Here is a 1,941-nt window from a genome sequence, read left to right as displayed (position 1 = left end):
AACACGCCTTCCACTCGCGCCCGGCGCGCAGGAGCTTGACCGACGGCGCGATGACGGCGGACAGCAGGGTGCGGGCGCGCAGTTCGTCGAGAAATTGCGGAGAAAGGCTCACGCCTAGCCCAGCAAACCCCGCACCAGCGCGCTGGCTCGGGCGGGTTCGATGCTGCTGGCGTGGCGTTCCTTTACCAGGGCCATGACCTTGCCCATGTCCTTCATGCTCGCCGCGCCGGTCTCCGTGATGATCGCGCCGATCGCGGCCTTGGCGGCGGCGTCGTCCATCTGCTGCGGCATGAAGCGGTCGATCACGGCGATCTCGGCTTCCTCGGCGGCGGCAAGCTCCTCGCGGCCACCCTTGCGGTACATCTCGACCGATTCTCGGCGCTGCTTGACCATTTTCTGGAGGACTTCGGTGACGAGCTGGTCGTCGTCCTCGGGCGATTTTCCGGTCCGCGCCTCGATATCGCGATTCTTGATCGTCGACAGGATCAGGCGAATGGCCTGAGTGGCGGGCTTGTCGCCGGCCTTCATCGCGCTGACCTGCGCGGCCTGGATGGTGTCGCGAATCATGGGTTCGACCTTTGCCAAAGTCGGACTGGTAGCGGCGGGCGCGCAACTTTTACAGCGTTGACCTGACGCCCGTCCGGCCCTAGCGGGTGTGGCTTAGCGACATTGCTGGAAACTCCGTTCGAAAGGCCCCATCGCCCGATGGCCGACGCTAAAGCCACGCCCGCGCCACAGCCCAAGGGCGCGACCGCCTGCCTGGTGTTCGCCGATGGGCGCGTGGCGTGGGGGCAGGGGTTCGGGGCACAAGGCGCGGCGGTCGGCGAGCTGTGCTTCCACACCGCGATGACCGGTTATCAGGAGGTGATGACCGACCCGAGCTTCGCGAAGCAGGTGGTGGCGTTCACCTTCCCGCACATTGGCAATGTCGGGGCCAATGACGAGGATTTTGAGGCGGCGATGCCGCACGCGCTGGGCTGTGTCGTGCGCGAGGCGGTCACCGGGGCGTCGAATTTTCGGTCGGAGAGCGACTTCCCCGAGTGGATGGCGCGACATGGCCGGATCGGGATATCGGGGCTGGACACGCGCGCGCTGACCAAGCTGGTGCGGCGCGAAGGGCCGCCCAATGTCGTGATCGCCCATGCGGCGGATGGCGTGTTCGACGTGGCAGCGCTCAGGGCGATGGCGTCGGCGTGGCCGGGGCTGGAGGGCATGGACCTGGCGCTCGAAGTGTCGCGCGGGGAGAGGGAGAGCTGGAGTGGGGGGAAATGGTCTCTTGAGCTCGGGCACTCCGCAGCGGGCCCTTCGACTACGCGCTCCGCGCTTCGCTCAGGACGAACGGCTCAGGGTGGGGCCGGTTCAACGCTCCCCCATGTCGTCGCGATCGACTATGGCGCCAAGCGGAATATCTTCCGCAATCTGGTCGAGGCGGGTGCGCGGGTGACGGTGTTGCCGGCGACGGCCAGCTATGACGAGATCATGGCGGAGGAGCCCGAGGGATTCTTCCTGTCGAACGGGCCGGGCGATCCGGCCGCCACCGGCGTCCATGCGGTGCCGGTGATCCGGGCGCTGTTGGAGACGGGCAAGCCGCTGTTCGGGATTTGCCTGGGGCACCAATTGCTTGCGCTGGCCGTGGGTGGGCGGACGGCGAAGATGTTCCAGGGGCATCGTGGGGCCAATCATCCGGTCAAGCGGATCGCCGATGGGGCGGTCGAAATTACCTCGATGAACCACGGGTTTGCGGTCGAGCGCGAGGGGATGCCGGACCATGTGCGCGAGACGCATGTCAGCCTGTTCGACGGGAGCAATTGCGGGCTGGAGCTGACCGATCGGCCGGCATTTTCGGTGCAATATCATCCCGAGGCGAGCCCGGGGCCGATGGATAGTTTCTATCTGTTCGAGAAGTTTGTGGGGATGATGTTATGAATTGGCCGATGAGAG

Annotated in this window: 2 protein-coding genes; one reads left to right on the top strand and one right to left on the bottom strand. The window is 66.0% G+C overall.

The window, feature by feature from the left end:
* Positions 1-114 precede the first annotated feature (114 nt).
* Complete coding sequence (locus RMN84_RS09625; RefSeq protein ID WP_309611956.1) at positions 115-567, bottom strand: GatB/YqeY domain-containing protein; 453 nt, start codon at positions 565-567, stop codon at positions 115-117.
* 138 nt (positions 568-705) lie between these two features.
* On the opposite strand from RMN84_RS09625, the gene carA reads away from it, so the two are divergent.
* Positions 706-1,926, top strand: coding sequence for a glutamine-hydrolyzing carbamoyl-phosphate synthase small subunit (carA, locus tag RMN84_RS09620; protein WP_309611955.1), 1,221 nt, complete (start codon positions 706-708; stop codon positions 1,924-1,926).
* Positions 1,927-1,941: the final 15 nt, after the last annotated feature.

Source organism: Sphingomonas sp. (assembly GCF_031380695.1).
GTDB lineage: Bacteria > Pseudomonadota > Alphaproteobacteria > Sphingomonadales > Sphingomonadaceae > Sphingomicrobium.
The sequence above is the reverse complement of the archived record's forward strand: the minus strand, read 5'-3'. Positions and strand labels throughout refer to the sequence as shown.